Annotated in this window: 16 protein-coding genes and 4 pseudogenes; 10 read left to right on the top strand and 10 right to left on the bottom strand. The window is 63.6% G+C overall.

Annotated elements, in window-relative coordinates; translation table 11 throughout:
• Positions 1–163: 163 nt before the first annotated feature.
• From RS901_RS34235 to RS901_RS34205, 9 genes and pseudogenes are all read left to right on the top strand, one after another.
• Positions 164–1207, top strand: a complete 1044-nt coding sequence (locus tag RS901_RS34235) for a virginiamycin B lyase family protein (RefSeq protein WP_316155056.1) — start codon at positions 164–166, stop codon at positions 1205–1207.
• A 152-nt stretch (positions 1208–1359) separates the two neighbouring features.
• Positions 1360–1479, top strand: a pseudogene (locus tag RS901_RS39045) (IS30 family transposase); the annotation flags it as partial.
• A 731-nt stretch (positions 1480–2210) separates the two neighbouring features.
• A pseudogene (locus RS901_RS38965) lies at positions 2211–2399 on the top strand (hypothetical protein); the annotation flags it as partial.
• A 42-nt stretch (positions 2400–2441) separates the two neighbouring features.
• The gene (locus tag RS901_RS38960; RefSeq protein WP_410054249.1) at positions 2442–2882 is read left to right on the top strand and encodes a DUF6537 domain-containing protein; all 441 of its coding nucleotides are present in this window, start codon (positions 2442–2444) and stop codon (positions 2880–2882) included.
• A 3-nt stretch (positions 2883–2885) separates the two neighbouring features.
• Positions 2886–3980 (top strand): branched-chain amino acid aminotransferase, encoded by a 1095-nt coding sequence (locus tag RS901_RS34225; protein WP_316155055.1) that lies wholly within the window; start codon positions 2886–2888, stop codon positions 3978–3980.
• Positions 3981–4245: 265 nt separating this feature from the next.
• On the top strand, positions 4246–5646 hold the full coding sequence (locus tag RS901_RS34220) for an amino acid permease (RefSeq protein WP_316155054.1): 1401 nt from the start codon (positions 4246–4248) through the stop codon (positions 5644–5646).
• A gap of 272 nt (positions 5647–5918) precedes the next feature.
• Entirely contained in the window at positions 5919–7016 is a 1098-nt protein-coding gene (locus tag RS901_RS34215; protein WP_316155053.1) for an amino acid dehydrogenase, read from the top strand.
• A gap of 28 nt (positions 7017–7044) precedes the next feature.
• Positions 7045–8247, top strand: a pseudogene (locus RS901_RS34210) (2-isopropylmalate synthase); the annotation flags it as partial.
• 943 nt (positions 8248–9190) lie between these two features.
• Positions 9191–9544, top strand: a complete 354-nt coding sequence (locus RS901_RS34205; RefSeq protein ID WP_316155052.1) for a hypothetical protein — start codon at positions 9191–9193, stop codon at positions 9542–9544.
• 95 nt (positions 9545–9639) lie between these two features.
• Here RS901_RS34205 and RS901_RS34200 read toward each other — a convergent pair whose 3' ends face one another.
• Both RS901_RS34200 and RS901_RS34195 read right to left on the bottom strand, forming a co-directional pair.
• Positions 9640–9855: a hypothetical protein gene (locus tag RS901_RS34200; protein ID WP_316155051.1), complete on the bottom strand. Its 216-nt coding sequence runs from the start codon at positions 9853–9855 to the stop codon at positions 9640–9642.
• 70 nt (positions 9856–9925) lie between these two features.
• Positions 9926–10045, bottom strand: a pseudogene (locus tag RS901_RS34195) (porin); the annotation flags it as partial.
• 262 nt (positions 10046–10307) lie between these two features.
• Between RS901_RS34195 and RS901_RS34190 the strand changes: the two are divergent.
• Positions 10308–11444, top strand: a complete 1137-nt coding sequence (locus RS901_RS34190) for a zinc-binding dehydrogenase (RefSeq protein WP_316155050.1) — start codon at positions 10308–10310, stop codon at positions 11442–11444.
• 32 nt (positions 11445–11476) lie between these two features.
• Here the strand turns inward: RS901_RS34190 and RS901_RS38955 are convergent, their stop codons facing one another.
• From RS901_RS38955 to RS901_RS34150, 8 genes are all read right to left on the bottom strand, one after another.
• Complete coding sequence (locus RS901_RS38955; RefSeq protein WP_410054248.1) at positions 11477–11623, bottom strand: hypothetical protein; 147 nt, start codon at positions 11621–11623, stop codon at positions 11477–11479.
• Between the two features lie 308 nt (positions 11624–11931).
• Entirely contained in the window at positions 11932–12588 is a 657-nt protein-coding gene (locus tag RS901_RS34180; protein ID WP_316155049.1) for a hypothetical protein, read from the bottom strand.
• 19 nt (positions 12589–12607) lie between these two features.
• A complete protein-coding gene (locus tag RS901_RS34175) occupies positions 12608–13645 on the bottom strand; it encodes an AraC family transcriptional regulator (protein ID WP_316155048.1) in 1038 nt (345 codons plus the stop codon).
• 137 nt (positions 13646–13782) lie between these two features.
• Positions 13783–14115 (bottom strand): Rieske (2Fe-2S) protein, encoded by a 333-nt coding sequence (locus RS901_RS34170; RefSeq protein WP_316155047.1) that lies wholly within the window; start codon positions 14113–14115, stop codon positions 13783–13785.
• Positions 14116–14129: 14 nt separating this feature from the next.
• Entirely contained in the window at positions 14130–14555 is a 426-nt protein-coding gene (locus RS901_RS34165; protein WP_316155046.1) for a carboxymuconolactone decarboxylase family protein, read from the bottom strand.
• Positions 14545–16224 carry a fatty acid--CoA ligase gene (locus tag RS901_RS34160; RefSeq protein ID WP_316155045.1) on the bottom strand — a complete coding sequence of 560 codons (1680 nt, stop codon included), beginning with the start codon at positions 16222–16224 and terminating at the stop codon, positions 14545–14547. Before RS901_RS34160 ends, RS901_RS34165 begins: the two co-directional genes overlap by 11 nt.
• 8 nt (positions 16225–16232) lie before the next feature.
• The gene (locus RS901_RS34155) at positions 16233–17081 is read right to left on the bottom strand and encodes a TauD/TfdA dioxygenase family protein (protein ID WP_316155044.1); all 849 of its coding nucleotides are present in this window, start codon (positions 17079–17081) and stop codon (positions 16233–16235) included.
• Between the two features lie 16 nt (positions 17082–17097).
• On the bottom strand, positions 17098–18078 hold the full coding sequence (locus RS901_RS34150) for a quinone oxidoreductase (RefSeq protein ID WP_316155043.1): 981 nt from the start codon (positions 18076–18078) through the stop codon (positions 17098–17100).
• Positions 18079–18084 lie beyond the last annotated feature (6 nt).

Raw genomic sequence — 18084 nt, 5'->3', positions numbered from 1 at the left:
TATGCGTGAGCGAGGGTCCGTTTTTGCTAGCACATCGGTCCTATCATAAGCTAAGCGGTGCCCTACGGTCGAAACTGGCCGAGTCCTGCCCACCGGCCGGGATCAGTGCAACAATGAAGGCGTCGGTGCACTTTGCGACGCATCCTCGGCCATGGAGGAGGACATGCTGGAAGTCGAGAAGGGAAGAGTTGTGGCAGCGGTGAGCAGGATTCTTGAATCCGTGCTGGCCCCGTTATGTGCATCTTCCCTCCTGAGCGTCCTGCTCGCCATGGCTTCGGCACAGGCGCAGTCTCCATTGTTCGAGACGTTTTCCGTTCCCGCAGGCAGCGCGCCGCACGACATCGCACCGGCGCCCGACGGCACCGTGTGGTACACAGCGCAGGCACAGGGCGCGGTCGGACGATTGGACCCGCGCGGCGGCAAGGCCGACAGGGTGCAGCTCGGCGCAGGGTCGGCGCCGCACGGCGTGATTGTCGGTCCCGATGGGGCGGCATGGATCACGGACGGCGGCCAGAACGCGATCGTGCGCGTCGACCCGAAGACACTTGCCGTGACGCGTTTCCCGCTACCGAAGGACCGGCCGAACGCCAATCTGAATACAGCGGTCTTCGACAAGGGAGGGCATCTGTGGTTCACGGGGCAGAGCGGCATCTACGGCGAGCTCGACCCAGCGCGCGCCAGCATGCGCGTTTTCGATGCGCCGCGCGGGCCCGGCCCCTACGGCATTTGTGTGAGCCCTGACGGCAGCCTGTACTTCGCGTCACTGGCCGGCAGCTATCTCGGTCGCATCGATCCCGCCAGCGGCGCGGCGCAGGTCATCGAGCCGCCGACGCCAAATCAGGGGGCACGACGCGTATGGGCCGATTCGAAAGGACGCATCTGGGTCAGCGAGTGGAGCGCTGGCAAAGTCGGCGTGTTCGACCCGGCAACGCATCAATGGCGCGAATGGCGGCTGCCCGGCCACGACCCGCATGCGTACGCGATCTTCGTCGACGACCGGGACATCGTTTGGCTTAGCGAATGGAGCGCCAACGCGCTGGTGCGCTTCGACCCGCGCGCCGAGCGATTCGAAGTGCTCACGCTACCGCGCCCGCACGCGAACGTACGCCAGATGATGGGCCGCCCGGGAGAAGTCTGGCTGTCCGAATCCGGCACCGACCATCTGCTGCGCTACCGGTCTGGCGCGGCCGATGCCAGCGGCAATTGATGGCGCACTGCTGTGACGCTGTCGAATGTGCCGGAACTCATTGCGAGCATCCCGCGCGGGGTTGTGCGCTTGCTGCGTGTGGCACCGAACTCGCGCATGCCGAAGACTTGGTGCGTGAAAGCTGCAGCGGAAACGTCCGTGCCTATTTGCGCTCGGGCAGCGAAGCCAAGCTCAACACCATCGCCAGGCGGCTCAACGAACGCCCGCGCAAGACACTAGACTTCGATACACCGGCTGAACGATTCCATCAAGCTGTTGCATCGACCGGTTGAATCCGCATAGCCTAGCTGCCATTCAAGCGGTGACGCGTTAGTCGAGAAGCGGCGGAACTCTGCTCACACCCTGTTCGGCTGCCACATACTGGCGAACAACGACCAATTGCCCAAGTGGTCCTCGCCAATGACGGCCAGGCATCGGGGCGTCGATCAGCAGGCCCATCTTCTTCCACGAATCGTCATTTCAGATTCAGGCCCTCCACGCCCTGTCCGGGTAATTGGTGCGCGCGCCAGCAGGCCGGGCAGGGAAGTCGCCCAGCACGGTGCAGCAGGCGGTCAGGTGCACGGTGCCCTGCAATTCATGCACCTGGACGCGCGACTCACGCAGAGCGTCTTCTTCCGAATCCAGGATCTTCCATGCGAGTAGAACTGGTGACCTTCGGTGGTCAGCGCGACGCCTTGCGGCAGGCACTCGAATGGCGCTCCGTCTGATGCTGCTCGAGTGCCTGCACCGCATTGGGGACGGCCGATTGCGACACATGCTCGGCGGTGACAGCCATCGAAACTGCCCGATCTCGGCGGTCGTGGCGAAGTAGCGGAACTGCCGCAGTGTAGTCTCCTTGCAGAACCCTTGCGGTGCCTCGCGAAACTTGGCCGTGACCATCCTTCCGCTATTTGTTATGCGGATATCAGGTTTTGGAATTTTTGATTTTACGATGGCGCGGGCGCTTCCTACACTCCTTCGGACAAAAGAAGCATGCGGAGACAGACATCGTGATTGCCACACTATCGCCAACTTGCGCGAAACCCAGGCCGCGGCCAGCCTGGACGACTAATACACTCCCGCAAAAGGCCGCGTCTACGTGAGCGGCACCCAGGCACTGGTACGGCTGCCACCGCTGCAATAGGCGCGCGACCGGGCCGCGGGAATGAATACCGCCGGCTTTATCTCCGGGTACCGGAGCCCGCCGCTGGGCTGGCGCCATGACGGCGTCTGTCTGCTGGCGCGCCTGAAGGGCTTGCACGGCACCGCCTTCGATGTATTCGGCGGGACTACCGAACGACGTGCTGAGCGGCAACTGATTGCCGAGTATCTTGCCACGGCGGTTGAGCTTGCGCAGTCCCTGAGCGCCGACAAACTGGACCCTGCCGCCGCACAGGCTTCACCACCGGACAATATTCGCAGTTTCGGCCATGTGAAGGAGGTCATTATGCAGAAGACGGCGCAGCGCCGGACGGCGTTGCGGGCCCGATATCGCAGGGGCGCGCAGAGTGCTGCAGCCTGGCTCCGAATGCATCAGACTGGATTCCTGTGGCGAGCGCGTCCGGCTTGGCGGTGGTGGGGCGCGCGAAGGCGCGACGCTTTTGGGCGAGTAGCTCTCCACCCTTGTCAGGCAACCGCCCTGACGACGCTACCGCGACGGCCAGGGCCATATGGCCCAACATTCTTGGAACACTGAAAAATGACCACGGAAAATCAATTGCAGTTCGTTGTAGAGCCTCGCCCCGACCCCACCTCCGCCGATGAGATCGCTGCCAAGTTGGCAAATCCGACGTTCGGACGCATCTTCACAGATCACATGGTCACGATCCGTTGGACCGACGGTCGCGGCTGGCATGAAGCCAGGGTCGAAGCACGCCATCCTTTCCAAATCGATCCCGCTTGCGCAGTACTGCACTACGCGCAGGAAATCTTCGAGGGCATGAAGGCATACCGTGGCGAGGACGGCAAGATCTCCCTGTTCCGACCACAGGAGAACGCAAGGCGCTTTCGCGCCTCCGCTGCCCGCATGTCGATGGCCGACCTGCCCGAGGCAACATTTCTGCAAGCCGTGGAAGCGCTCGTCGATATTGACCGAGCCTGGATTCCAGGTGGCAGCGGTAGCCTCTACCTGCGTCCATTCATGTTCGCCTCGGAGAGTTTCCTCGGCGTGCGCGCGTCGGCCGAGTTTGTATTTTGCGTGATTGCGTGCCCGGTCGGCCCGTATTTCAAGCCCGGCAAGTCGGCGGTGACCGTATGGGTTTCGGATCAATACACCCGCGCGGCCCCTGGCGGCACTGGCGCGGCCAAGTGCGGCGGCAACTACGCGGCCAGCCTGATCGCGCAGACCGAGGGCTCGGCCAATGGCTGCGACCAGGTGGTGTTCCTTGACGCGGCGGAGCACCGCTGGATCGAGGAGCTCGAGGGCATGAATGTGTTTTTCGTGATGGATGACGGCTCTCTGCGCACGCCCCCGCTAACAGGGACCATCCTGCCGGGCATTACACGCGCTTCGATCATCGAACTGGCCCGGCACGAGGGTATTCGGGTCAATGAGACACCATACGACTTCGAGACGTGGCGCGCAGATGCAGCCAGTGGCCGGGTTAAGGAAACCTTTGCCTGCGGCACGGCCGCAGTCGTCACCGCCATCGGGCAGGTACGTCACGCTGGTGGGGAGTTCACGATCGGCAATGGTGGGGAAGGCGAAGTCACACAACGCTTCCGTTCGTTGCTGACCGGCATCCAGCGCGGCAAGATCGCCGACCCGTTCGGATGGGTTCATCACGTCGATTGAGACCGGCGTGTTTCACTTCGGTGGCGTGCAAGGAATCGGAGGGCCGTGCGCGCCGTATTGATTCGGTTTGATGTCTGTCCCCGCGACCTGGGCGGTCCGGGTAATTCCAACAAATATCGGGGCCGGCGCGCTACCAGCGTGCTGGCAAGCCGTGCCGTCGACCCCAGCAGCACGCTCCCCGGATGCCATCGCGCCCGCATGACTCGTTGCCATCCCCGGCGCGGGCCCGTGCGATCGCACGGCAGCACATACAGGAGACACCTATATGAGCTTGTTCCGAACCAAAAACATTGACGCCATGCTGGCGGACAGCCACGTTGGCGGCCTAAAGAAGGTGCTGGGTCCGGTGGACCTCGTGCTGATGGGCATCGGCGCCATTATCGGCACCGGCATCTTCGTGCTGACCGGCACTGGCGCTTTGACCGCCGGCCCGGCGCTGACCGTGTCTTTCGTCATTGCGGCCATGGCCTGCGGCTTCGCCGCGCTGTGCTATGCCGAGTTCGCCTCCGCCATCCCGGTGTCGGGATCGATCTATACATATAGCTACGCGACTCTGGGCGAAATCATCGCCTGGATGATCGGCTGGGACCTTCTGCTCGAATACGGCCTGGCTACCTCGGCGGTGTCGGTGGGCTGGTCGGGATACTTCCAGTCGCTGGCGGCGGGTTTCGGCCTGCATTTACCGGCGGCGCTGACGGCCGCTCCGGGGGCGGTGCCAGGCGTACACACCGTGTTCAACCTGCCGGCCTTCCTGATCATGCTGATCACCACCTGGGTGGTGTCCTGCGGCGTGCGCGAGTCGGCCCGCCTCAATAACGTGATGGTGGCGATCAAGGTTGCGGTGGTGGTGCTGTTCATCGCGGTCGGCGTCTGGCATGTCAAGCCGGCTAACTGGCAGCCATTCGCGCCGTTCGGGGTATCCGGCATCTTCAATGCGGCGGCGCTGGTGTTCTTCGCCTTCATCGGCTTCGATGCGGTGACCTCGGCCGCCGAGGAAGTGCGCAATCCCCACCGCGACCTGCCGGTCGGCATCATCGGCTCGCTGACGGTCTGCACAGTGCTATACGTGATTGTCGCGGCCATCATGACCGGCGTCGTCCCCTTCGTCAAGTTCGCCGGCATCGACCATCCGGTGTCGCTGGTGCTGCAGTACGCGGGACAGAACTGGGTGGCCGGCTTTGTCGACCTGGGCGCCATTCTCGGCATGACCACGGTGATCCTGGTAATGACATTTGGGCAGACCCGCGTCATCTTTGCCATGTCGCGCGACGGCCTGCTGCCCGCCAAGCTGTCGTCGGTGCATCCGGTGCACGCCACGCCGTTCTTTGCCACCTGGACCGTCGGCATCGTGTTTGCGATGATCGCCGCATTCGTGCCGCTCAACGTGCTGGCCGAGTTGATCAATATCGGCACGCTCTCTGCCTTCACGCTGATTTCGATCGCGGTGCTGGTGCTGCGGCGGACCCGTCCCGAACTGAAGAGGGCCTTCCGCTGTCCCGGCGTGCCGGTGGTTCCGCTGCTATCGGTGGGCTTCTGCCTGTTCCTGATGGCGCACCTTCAAGCGCTGACCTGGATCGCCTTTCTCACTTGGCTCGGGATCGGGCTGTCGGTCTACTTCCTGTACGCGCGCCGCAATGCGGTGCTGCACGGTGGCGGCACCAGGTAGCACTCGGGGCCAGCCGTAAAAGCCTACATGGACGCCACCGTTTGCCAAGTAAAGAACATGTGAATGGAGGTAGAGGCCGACCCTGGAGTAAGCGAAAACCCCAGCCCTTCTCGCACCCAGAATCTGGGTAAGATGCCAACCCGGCGCCGGCGCGACACGATCGCCCGCAGCCGAACGCGATGGGGGCTCCGCGCCCCATCAAAGCCGCACCGCACTGCAACCCAGGCGGTGTGCCAAGGAAGGCAGAGCTACAGCTTTGCATTCCCCACGTCATGGAGAAGAAGTTGAACGACCGTACCCACGCGGCGGCCGCTGTCCGCCTGTTCGGCACTGGCGAAGGCCTGTCCCACGAGCGCGTGACGCTCGCCACCGATCCGGAATCCGGCCTGCAGGCCATCATCGCCATCTACAACACCAGACTGGGCCCCGCCTTCGGCGGCTGCCGGTACTGGACCTATGCAGCCGAGGCCGAGGCGCTGTCCGACGCCCTGCGCCTGTCGCAGGGCATGGCCTACAAGAACGCCCTCGCCGGGCTTCCGTTCGGCGGCGGCAAGGCTGTGATCCTGCGCTCGCCGGCGCAGATGGACCGCCAACAGCTCTTCCGCGCTTTCGGCCGCATGGTCGAGTCGCTGCGAGGCAGCTATATCACGGCTGAAGATGTGGGCACGACGGTGGACGACATGCGCGCTGTCCAGGCCGAAACCCGCTATGTCAGCGGCATGCCGCGCGACGGCGGATTCGGTGGCAACCCATCGCCGTGGACGGCTTACGGCGTGTTCGTCGGTATTCAAGCGGCGGCGCAGTACCGCCTGGACCGCAAGGCGCTCAGCGGCCTGTCTGTGGCAGTCCAGGGTCTGGGGTCGGTAGGCTGGGAGCTCTGCCGCCGCCTCCATGAAGCGGGCGCCACCCTGACCGTGGCCGATATTGACGCCGGGCGCACAGCGCAGGCGCAACAGCAATTTGGCGCACGTGTCGTATCGCCGGAAGTCATTACGGAAGTGGATGCCGACGTATTCGCGCCTTGTGCGCTGGGTGCCGTCATCACCGCGGCCGTGGCCGAATGCTGCCGCTTCCAGATCATCGCCGGCGGCGCAAACAACCAACTCGCCTCACTGGCCGAGGGTGACACCCTGCATCAGCGCGGCATCTTCTATGCGCCCGATTTCCTCATCAATGCCGGCGGCATCGTAAGTTGCGCCCGGGAGTACCTCGGCGGCGTCGACGATTCAGCCCTTCGCGACGAAGTCGCTGGTATCCGCGATCGGGTGCTCGGACTGGCGCAACGCGTAGAGTCGACGGGCCAGCCGCCTGCACGCGCGGCCGTGACGTGGGCGAATGAGGTGTTGTCGCACGGCATCGAGCCGAACTGAGCGGTCGCCCTGACCCAGGAGTAGGTAAATGAACGGAAACCAGAAGCCCCACAGTTCGACCAGCGCCGACGACAAGCTCGTCATCTTCGATACCACCCTGCGCGATGGCGAACAGTCGCCCGGCGCGGCGATGACCATCAGGCAGAAAATCGCGATCGCGGAACATCTCGACACCCTGAACGTCGATGTCATCGAAGCTGGCTTTGCAGCCAGCTCGGATGGTGACCATGAAGCTATCAAGGAGATTTCCCGACAAGTAAAAGGCAGCGTGATCTGCTCGCTTGCCCGTGCCAATGAGCGGGATATCGAGAGAGCCGCCAATGCGTTGAGCAGCGCGAGAAGATCCCGCATCCACACCTTTATTGCAACGTCAGCGTTGCACATGGAGAAGAAGCTGCGCATGACCCCGGAGGAGGTATCTCTGCGGGCCCGCACTGCTGTCCGCTTCGCGCGAAAATTTACGGACGACGTGGAATTCAGCCCTGAGGATGGGAGTCGATCGGACCCGGATTTCCTCTGTCGTGTGATCGAAGGTGTCATCAGCGAAGGGGCGACTACGATCAACTTCCCCGACACCGTTGGCTATGCCATGCCCGCCGAATTCGCCGAAGGACTCAGGAGGCTTCGCGAGCGTATCCCCAACTCCGACAAGGCCGTATGGTCAGTGCATTGCCACAATGATCTCGGCCTGGCCGTTGCCAACTCTCTGGCGGCCGTCAGACATGGTGGCGCGCGTCAGATCGAATGCACTATTAACGGGCTTGGCGAACGCGCAGGCAATGCGTCTCTGGAAGAGGTCGTGATGGCAGTAAAGACCAGGCGCGACCTGTTCGGACTTGATGTTGGAGTGAACACCACCCATTTGCTCGCTGCGTCCAGGGTCGTTGCCGAGGCCACGGGATTCAGCGTTCCACCGAACAAGGCGGTGGTCGGTGCAAATGCCTTCGCCCATGCTTCCGGTATTCATCAAGATGGCATCCTGAAAGCACGCGAGACCTATGAAATCATGCGACCGGAAGACGTCGGATGGGACAAAGGCGCGCTCGTGCTTGGCAAGCTTTCCGGCCGGAATGCCTTCAGGCACAGGGTCCAGGAGCTCGGGATGCACTTTCCCGACGACGAAGTCTTATCCGCTGCCTTCGCTCGCTTCAAGCGACTGGCGGATACGAAGGCCGAGATCACTGATGACGATCTGAGGGACATTGCCCTTGGCGTGGTGGAATCCCGTACGGTCAGCGCCTGATAGGCGCTTCCGGTCACGCCGCTGGGAGCTACAGCAGGCGGCGCTCAGGACCGCGCCGCCTGCTCCGCTTCCCGAACGTCGGGACAAGCCGACGCCAAAGCTCCGGTACCTGCGCGAGGCGTGCGACATCAATGACCACCGGCAGCGCCGTCGCCACCGTCTTGCCCGCATTGGCAATGGCATGGGCGAGGTGCGCGCCATAGCGGGCGGTCTACCCATGTTTCAGCCTCTCTTTTTCCCAGCCTGACTGCACGGTCATTGAACTCGACTGGACCGACAGGTGCTCGGGTTACGCCAGAGGGCCCCATGCCCGCTTCCGACACCGCCCTCCACGACCTGCTGCGCCCTCCGCGCCCGGATGCTGCAACCCTCCTTTACGACTGGCGCACCGAAACCTCTCGCACGTTGAGGGGGGAAGACTGAACTCCAATAGGACCGATATCTGATGTAGATGCGCCGTTCGAATATCAGCTTGATACCGCAGGCGATCGTCTCTTGCTGACCGGGAACCGCCGTAGCTGGGTCCTGAGTCAACGGCAGCGACCCGGCCGACTCGGCCGTCCACCGGTGCAGAGGTGAGAGGGTGGAATTGATTCCCTGAGCGGTCGTACTGTGAGTTCCAAGCAGTACTTGACCTTTCTTCGGTGGATGCCGCCAGATTGTCGTCGGGCTGCGTCGGACCCATGAGTTAGCATCGTCACTCCGAGATCAGTCCCTCGTACATTTTGCATCGAGCATATCGAGACGAGCATCATCTCCATGGCACGCTTGACGCTCCCACTCCTTAGCTCCCTGCTACGCCGAAGATGAATCCGCCCGGCCGTCAAGGACGGTGCGGCCCCGGGCCCATTACTCCCCTTGGTGGGAGGGAAGTCGATCTTCTAGCATAGATACGCTGGCCAAGCGACCGACAAGGCGGGGAGCGCCTGATATGACGGTTACGAGTCAAGTGACGGTTACGAAGCTTCAGGAGGTAATGGATATGTCTGCCACAAGGATTGAGATGTGCGACCAGGATGGCGACGGGGTATTGACCATTCGAGATGACGGCGCCGCATTTTCAGGAGTCGCGCTTGAGCTTTCGAATCTTTTCGGTGAAGACGTGGTCGCGGATCTTGACAAGCACCAGTTGCTCAAATGGTGCGAGATGGTCGCGGCACACCTTCGCAACCAAGGCGTTATGCCAAGCGAGTGCGCTCCGGAGGGCTACGTCAACAAAACTAGTCAAAGCCGGACGAAAGAGCAGCCTGGCGTCGAGGAGCTTTTGCAGTCGGCGGCATCTTGACTCTGACGAACGCGAGACGCTCTGCTGGCAACAGAGCGTCTTTTCGTTGGCGCATTGCTTAACAATCCCCACCAGCCAGCGATTCCCGTCTATCTCTAGGCCTGGCGAGATTTCAGTCTTGCTCGATTACCAGCGACGGACCGGTTGACGGCCGTTTCCGAAATCTCTCCTGGCCGGATCGGTTCGAAATTACCGAATATTGGAAGCCCAAATTGTGTGGGGCCCGTGTAGTGACCAGATAAGGCCTGCAATTCCGCCGCCGAAAAGACCTTGGGAAAATGCAGATAAGCCGTACGTTCGACGGTGGCCATGCCGGACTGAAATCTCCAATGGGCCGGCCAGTGTAGCGGAAGCGTCCTTGGCAGAGGCATTAACCTGCTACAGAGTGCCGTTGTCGCTTCCTATGCTGCTTTCGAGCACGAACAGCGCCTGAAGATCACCGCCCAGGCTTTCCGTCCCGCGCAGGCCCCAGCGGGAACCCGAGAGCCCCCCACTCTGCATCGAAAAGCGACTCCCCCCCGGTTACTGGACACTGGCGCCAGTGGTTGGATTGATTGTGGGAGCGCTGACCGCCAGGTGATTGACATAGCCACCGCTATCAGCGCGATGCATGATGGCCTGTCGGCCGACGCATGACCTGAATTTCCGGCCCAGTACGGGATTCGCAGGAACTTGCTACATTGCTGACTGCTGGCGAAAACAGCCCGACGCTGCTACCCCGCTCACCGCAAACCGACAAACCGACAAACCAAGGAGACATCGAATGCACACCGCACTTCAACTTCGTTCGCAAATCAAGAGCGGCGGTGAACTCGAGCTGTCGCTAGACAGCATCGACACGCCGCTCCCTGGCCCGGATGAAGTGCTCATCCGCATTGAAGCCTCTCCCCTCAACCCGTCCGATCTCGGCCTGCTGTTCGGTGCGGCCGACATGAGCACGGCCAAGGCCAGCGGCACGGCCGAGCGCCCCATAGTCACCGCGCGCGTTCCGGAAGGCGCGATGCGCAGCATGGCGGGCCGCCTGGATGCGTCCATGCCGGTTGGCAATGAGGGCGCGGGCGTGGTCGTTGATGCAGGCTCGTCCCCTGCGGCGCAAGCCTTGATGGGCAAGACCGTGGCTGCCATCGGCGGCGCGATGTACTCGCAGTACCGCTGCATTTCCGCGGACCAGTGCCTGGTCCTGCCCGAAGGCGCCACGCCTGCTGACGGCGCGTCGTCATTCGTCAACCCGCTCACCGCACTGGGCATGGTCGAGACCATGCGGCTCGAAGGACATAGCGCCCTGGTGCACACCGCCGCGGCCTCCAACCTGGGCCAGATGCTCAATCAGATCTGTCTCAAGGATGGCATCAAGCTGGTGAACATCGTGCGCAAGCAAGAGCAGGCGGACCTGCTCAAGGCACAAGGTGCGGTCCACGTCTGCAACGCCGCGTCGCCCACGTTCATGCAGGACCTCACCGAGGCACTCGTCGCCACTGGCGCAACGATCGCGTTCGACGCCACGGGCGGCGGCAAGCTCGGCGGCCAGATCCTCACCTGCATGGAAGCGGCCTTGAACAAGACGGCCCGCGAATACAGCCGGTATGGCTCGACCACCCACAAGCAGGTTTACCTCTACGGCGGCCTGGACACAAGCCCGACCGAGTTCAACCGCAACTTCGGCATGGCGTGGGGCATGGGCGGCTGGCTGCTGTTCCCGTTCCTGCAGAAGATCGGGCGCGAGCGGGCCAACGCGCTGAAGCAACGCGTGGTGGCGGAGCTGAAGACCACCTTTGCCAGCCACTACTCGAAAGAGATCTCGCTGGCCGAGGTGCTGGACCTGGACGTGATCGCCGTCTACAACAAGCGCGCGACGGGGGAGAAGTACCTGATCAACCCGAACAAGGGCATGGCCGGATAAATCACCCCGGGGCACCTTGCGCGCCCACCGTGTCAAGAATCAGCCGCTGCGCCACAGCCAGCGGCGCGGCGCTGCCGGCCGGCCGGCAATGGGTGAGCGCTTTCCAGTTCCGCGGCGGTGTGGAAGCTCACCCGGGTGCTGCCCTGGCAGTCATCGCGCACCAGCACGCGCAGGGGCAAGTCCAGCGCAACGCTGGGTGCCGCGAGCGTCAACGGCGTACCCGCTTGGCGTTGCCATAGATCAGCACCTGCGTCGGCGGCATTGCCAGCCCGGCGTTGCGTGCAGCCTCAGCATGGCGATCCGCGCGAAGATCGTCATGCCCTTGTCCAATTGGCCGGTCACGGCTGCTGCCGGTGATGCCGCGGCCGTCTCTGACCGACCCATCTCGGCCATTGGCTTTCGATCGACTGTAACGACAGCTTTCGAGTGCAAAGCCGTCGTTTCTCAGCGAGAGCCAGGTCCGCGATCATTGGTCAAATCGGCTGCATTATGTACCAGCCGCTTGCCTCGAAATGGACCAACTCACGAACAGGCTTGCAGCACGCCTGTGTTGCGTCCACCTGGTGCTGCAAATTCGGCACTTGTGCTCGCACGCTTCGGTCAGCACACCGCTGGCAACCAATCGGAAATACATTCCGGAGATGGGATGCAATGCGTCGTGACCGTGGGAAGTCCGCGCATCGCTGCGCAGGGCTTCGCATTGTCGGCAAAGCACCGTCTCCGGCTGCTTCCTTGCCGGGCTGGATGCCTCAGTTACATGGGATGTGCGGGTCCTCGCATGGCGATCCGCTTCCGCATCCAGCGCTGGCCAGTTCGATCGCATTCGCCGGACCGCCGTCCAGTACAACACACGCATCGCACTGGAACCCGTATGGATGGCTGCCAGACGGCAATGCTCGCTCTGGTGATGCATCGGGATGCCAAACTCCACTGCCGAAGCGAAGCACACGACCCTCTCATGGGCGTCGCCTTGATCCAGGATATCGTTGATCACCGCGGACACGTTCCGGGCGTAGTCGCCGACACCATCGAGAGTCCGCAAGATCGACTGGCGATGCACCCGCCGGCTCATCGTCCGCACCTCGCGATGCAGGCGGCCCAGTGTCGGCAGCATGGCATCGGCCGATTTTCTTTGGTTCTGCATGGTTGGTTCCTTGTTCCCGTCACGGCGCAGACGCGGATTGGACCGAGGTCGCAGGCCGACCGCGCCATTCCGACACACTGCAACCAAACCGCATGGCGAACCATCTGGAAAAAACGCAAAGCGAAGTGAATCCAAGCAATGCTGCAACTTCCGAGAGCGGTCGTTCAATATTTGCGATGTAGCGCACCGCGAGATCGGCGCGCACTTCATGGAGAATCGTCAGGTAGCTCTGGCCGGAAAGCCGGAGCTTGCGATGGACCGTGCGGCGATCGATCCCCAACTGCCGGGCGACCTCGTCGGCCGAGCATTTGCCTTGCGGCAGCATGCATGCAACCAGCCGCCTCACATTGTCAGGCATGCTTTCCCCGCGTTCGGCGAGCATGGAATCGAGATGTCTGCGCGCTTCGGATACTGTGGAACGGTCGTAGGCCTTCAACGGGACTTCGAGGTCGTCGGCGCGATACGTGATGCCGTCGAACTCCTGGCTGAACGACACCGTTGTGCCGAACAGTCGGGTATGCGTGGCCGTGTTGGCGGGTGCCGCGTGGGTGAAATAGACGCGGTGCGGTACCAGGGGCACGCCGTGCAGGCGCCCGAGCAGGCAATGCAGCGCGCGATGGATCGCCCCGACCACCAGTTCGATGGATTGGCGCAGGCCGCCGTCACCCGTGCCGAGCAGTTCGGCCCGCACCGTGACCAGTTCGCCGGATCCCTCGATATGAAGCGAAAGCGCCTCGTTGTGCAGGCGCAGATAGCGTGCCATCGAATCGAGAGCCATGCGCAGGCTGGGCGCTTCCCGCATGGCAAGCCCCAGGGGGCCCAGGTCGGCGAGCTGGCGGGATTCGGCCATGCGCAGGCCGAAGTCGATCCGGCCTGACGCGGCCGCCGAGGCCTCGAGGAGCTGGCTCACGGCCTCGACCGGGACACGGATGTCCGTGTCGAGCAGGGCATAGCGGCTCAGGCTGGCCTTGGCCAAAAGCTGATGGGGATTCAGTCCTGCGGACCGCGCCACTTCGGCGTAGTTGGCCAGACTGCCGCTGCGCAGCAGGTAGGGCATGGTGTGTCTCCAGAAGTCTCGGGATGCCGGCGAAGGTGCCCCCCGGCGCCGTCATACCGCAAGTCGCATGGACTGATAATGATGCCGCGAGGAGAGATGCATCCAGCCAAACCTCGGTGGGCAGGGCAGTGCCCGGATCATGGCGTGCCGGCGGCGTCCACCAGCAACGCCAGGCTGTCTCCAGTCGCCTGGACGGTAAATTTGCGCAGGCACAGGCTTGCCGAGCCGGGCTCACAGGGCTTCGTCAGATCGAACCGTAAGCCGTGGGCGGGGCATTGCAGGACGGTGCCCTGCAGCTTCCCGCTGGCCAGCGACGCTCCGTTATGGGGGCAAGAGTTGTCGATGGCGTGGATGGTTCCCTCGACGTTGAACAGCACGATGCTCTTGCCGTCGATAAAGATGAGCTTGCGCTGGCCGGGCGGGAGTTCGTCCGTCCTGGCGACCGTGACTGGCTTCTGCGTGGCGTCCATTTGTGTTTCCTCCGTCATGCCACCGCGCGCTCGTTGGCGTCCCCAACGTCCGTGACGTCCGATCCATTGCGCGCGCGCTCCAGTTCTTCGATCAGCAGCGGGCCGCCCAGGCTCATCGAGTGGATGCCCAGCACGCTGACGAGTTGCAGCACCGCGGTGATCTGTTCCCGCGTGGCGCCGAGTGCGAGCGCCTTGCGAATATGGCGCTGCGTACCGGACGCGTACAGGTGCGTGCAGGACGCGTCCACCGCAATGCAGATGAACTCGATGGTTTTTGGGTCCAGCACGCCCGCCTTCAGCGGATGCATGCCCATCGCCACGAACCGTTCCGTCCAGACCGGATCGAGTTCAGCGGCCGCATCCCAGTCAGAATTCCAGTAGCCGCTGGCCCGCAGTTCATCGCAGACTGGCGTGGCGGTCGGATCGGCATCACGGTTCATGCTGGTCTCCAGGGACGGGTTTTTGGACGGCACGCTCGCGCAGCAACTTCTTGTTGATCTTGCCGACGCTCGTCTTCGGGATCTCGGCGACGAAGGCGATGCGGTCCGGATCGGGTACCGCGTACTTGCTGATGCGCTTCGAATCGACGTGCTGCATCAGTCCGTCACGGATCGCTTCCACGCCTACGTTCGCGTCGGGCTTGCGCACCACGAACGCCATCGGCCGTTCGCCCCACTTCTCGTCACGCACGCCGACCACCGCGCACTCCTGCACGCCGGCCACGCCCGTGATCAGGCTTTCGACCTCGATGGAGGACACCCACTCGCCGCCCGTCTTGATCACGTCCTTGATGCGGTCGACGATCCGGACGAAGCCATCCTGGCCCATGACGGCGATATCCTGCGTATGCAGGTAGCTGCCGGTCCAAAGTTCTTCCGATGCTTCCGGCTTGCCGACATAACCCTTCGTCAGGAAAGGCGAGCGCAGCACGACTTCGCCCTGTTGCTTCCCGTCGCGCGCTACGTCGTTCAGGTTGCCGTCGACAATGCGGAAGTCGACGAACGGCACCGGGCGGCCGGTTGCGCAGCGCATCCGCACCTCTTCCTGGCGATCCTTCGGCTGGTATCCCGGCGGCAGTTGCGCCAGGGAGACGATGGGGCCGGTTTCCGACATGCCATAGGCGGTGAACACGTCCATGCCTCGATCGAGCGCCGCCTCGCACAGCGCCGGCGACATGGCCGAACCGCCGATGATCAGCTTCCAGCCGGACAGGTCCTTGCCTTGCGCGTCGGACGCATCGAGCAGCATCTGGAGGATAGTCGGCACGCAGTGGGAGAACGTCACGCCCTCCGACTCGCGCAGGCTGACCAGCCGCTCGGGGATGTAGCGGCCTGGCAGCACGGTCTTGAGCCCCAGCATGATCGCGATGTACGGCATGCCCCAGGCCAGCACGTGGAACATGGGCGTGATCGGCATGTAGACGTCCTCACGGTGCAGGCGCTGCCCCTCGCGCGGCGAGCACAGGCTCATGGCGGTGGACATCGCGTGCATGACGATGTCGCGGTGGCTGTAGGCGACCCCTTTGGGGTCGCCGGTCGTGCCGGTCGTGTAGAACGTCGCGGCCTTGGTACGCTCGTCGAACTCGGGGAAGTCGAAGTCGGCCGAAGCCTGGTCCATCAGCGCCTCGTACTCGCCGGCCAACGGCAGGGTATTGGCCGGAACCGCCTCACCGTCGGCGATGACGATCACGCGCCGCAACGACTTCAGTTCCGCCTTGATCTCCTCCAGCATGGGGACGAAGTCGGCATGTACGAGGATGACTTCCGCCTTCGAGTCGTTCAGGGTATAGAGGATCTGCTGCGCCGATAGCCGGACATTCACCGTGAACAGCGTGGCGCCCATCATCGGAATGGCGAAATAGCTTTCGAGGTAGCGGTGGCTGTCCCAGTCCATGACCGCGACGGTGGTGCCGTGGCGGACGTTCAGCGCCCGCAGCACGGAGGCGAGCTGGCCGATGCGCTCGCGGAATTGCCTGAAGCGGTAGCGGCGCTCGCCGCGGTACGTGATTTCCTGCTCGCCGTGGATGCTCATCGCATTCAGCAGCAACTGCTTGACCAGCAGCGGGAAGGCATAGGCCGACGGCGTCGGCGTGATCAGGTTCTCTTGCATGTCGGTGTTCAGAAAGGCTTGGTTCCGATGATCCCGGCGCGCTCCATCTTGCGATGGCAGGGCGGGTAGTCCATCACGGCGTAGTGCTGCGTGGCGCTGTTGTCCCAGATCGCCACGCTGTTGGGCTGCCAGCGCCAGCGCACCTGGTATTCGGGGATGGTGGCCTGGCTGATGAGGTAGCGCAGCAGGTCGGCAGCGCCGGGATTGGCGTCGGCGCCATAGCGCACGCGGGCCGGCGTATGGAAGTTGGTGAAGTGGGTAGTGAAGACGTTGACGTACAGGACCTTCTCGCCGGTCTCGGGGTGCGTGCGCACCACCGGGTGCTCGGCGTCCGGGTACTGCGCCTTGACCGCCAGCCGCTTCTCGATGGGCATGGCCGCGCCGAAGGTTGCCTCGATGCTGTGGCGGGCGCGCAGGTCGGCGATCTCGGTCTTGACGTGCTCCGGCAGCCGTTCATAGGCGAGTACCATGTTGGCCCACATGGTGTCGCCCCCGACCGGCGGGCATTCAACGCAGCGCAGCACCGCGCCGAACTGCGGCGCCTCGCGCCAGGTCGCGTCGGAATGCCAGGAATTCTCGTAGCGGTCGTTCGGCTGCTCGGGCGTGCGGTAGATCCGCACCAGGCCTGGGTGCTCCGGGTCGCTGCCGGCGACCGGGTGATCTTCCAATTCGCCGAAGCGGCGGGCGAAGGCCACGTGTTCCGCGCGGCTGATGTCCTGGTCACGCAGGAAGATGACACGGTGCTTCAGCAGCGCGCTACGGAGTTCGGCGAAGAGGCCGTCGTCGTGGATGGCGTCGGCGAGCTTCACGCCGGTGATTTCTGCGCCCAGTGCATGGGTCAGTTGCTCGATATGCATAATGCGGGTCCCGTCGTCAGAGGATGAAGACCGACGAGCCTGTCGTCTTGCGCGACTCCAGGTCGCGGTGGGCCTGCGCCGCATCTTCCAGGCCGTAGCGCTGGTTGGTCTCGATGCGGATGCGGCCGGACGCCACGTGGTCGAACAATTCGCCTGCCAGCGCGGCCTTTTCCGCCGGGTCGGCGATGTAGTCGGCCAGCGCCGGGCGGGTCAGGAAGGGCGAACCCTTGAGGCCGAGGATGTGCGGATTGAACGGCGGGATCGGGCCCGACGAGGTGCCCACGCACACCACCAGGCCACGGCGCTTGACCGAGTCCAGGCTGGCTTCGAAAGTGTCCTTGCCGACGCTGTCGAGCACTACATTGACGCCGGCGCCGTCGGTCAGTTCGCGCACGCGCTTGGCGATGTTCTCGGTGCTGTAGTTGATGGTGTGGTCACAACCGTGGGCGCGCGCCACCTCGGCCTTGGCTTCGCTGGAGACGGTGCCAATCACCGTCAATCCGAGCAGCTTGGCCCATTGCGACACGATCAGCCCGACCCCGCCGGCGGCGGCGTGCAGCAGGATGGTGTCGCCGCGCTTGTAGTCATAGATTCGGCGCATCAGGTAGGACGACGTCAGGCCGCGCATGGTCATCGCGGCGGCGGTCTCGCAGGCGATGCCGTCGGGCAGGCGGATCAGCGGGGCGGCGGGGATCAGGCGCTCGGTGCAGTAGGCGCCGAGCGTGTTGTAGGCGCCGGTGTAGGTCACGCGATCGCCGACCGACACATTGGTCACGTCCGGCCCCACGGCCACCACCACGCCAGCGCCCTCGGTGCCGATGCCCGACGGCAGCGGCGCCGGATACAGGCCGGTGCGGAAATAGATGTCGGCAAAGTTCAGCCCCACGGCTTCGTGGCGCAGTCGCACCTGGCCCGGGCCGGGTTCTCCGACTTCAACATCTTCATAACGGAGGACCTCGGGACCACCGGTTTCATAAAAGCGGACAGCCTTCGCCATCTTCGT

The sequence above is a fragment of the Cupriavidus sp. BIC8F genome (genome assembly GCF_032465815.1).
GTDB lineage: Bacteria > Pseudomonadota > Gammaproteobacteria > Burkholderiales > Burkholderiaceae > Cupriavidus > Cupriavidus necator.
The sequence above is the reverse complement of the archived record's forward strand: the minus strand, read 5'-3'. Positions and strand labels throughout refer to the sequence as shown.